Below are 478 nucleotides of genomic sequence, written 5' to 3' on the forward strand. Positions count from 1 at the left end.
CACTTTAAAGGCAACTACCCTAACGGTTTCTCACTAGAAGGCGCTGTACTGACTGCAGAACAATCTGCTGACGTTGACATGCTTGAGCAAGATGCACATCAAGACGCATTGACGGCTGGTCGTAAAGAAGCGAGCCAAATTGAGTGGACTGAAATCATGCCGCGCACAGTGCTTCACGCAGACCGTGAGCACACCTTCACTGCAGAAGTTCAAAACACTGAAACAAACTTCACGCACATTCGCATCAAAATGTACCCAGATGGTGGCATCAGTCGCTTACGTCTCTGGGGCTACCCAGAAGCGAAGTAAGGGACTGATACGAACATGGCAGATTTAACTTACACAATCGACGCACTAAACGCGTTGAACGCAGAAGACGCAACTTTCGCATTCACAAACTGCTGCACCAGCTCACGCTGGGTAGCAGGCATGGTTGAAGCACTTCCTTTCGCATCGATCGAAGCGTGCCATCAAGCAG

General features: G+C 49.8%; 1 protein-coding gene and 1 pseudogene. Both read left to right on the top strand.

Features of this window, described 5'->3' with window-relative positions:
* Positions 1-309, top strand: a pseudogene (locus A3762_RS19785) (hypothetical protein); the annotation flags it as partial.
* Positions 310-324: 15 nt separating this feature from the next.
* Positions 325-478 (top strand): 2-oxo-4-hydroxy-4-carboxy-5-ureidoimidazoline decarboxylase (locus A3762_RS28935; protein ID WP_369820703.1); only part of this gene is annotated, 154 nt, incomplete at its 3' end.

It is taken from the genome of Oleiphilus sp. HI0125 (assembly GCF_001635355.1).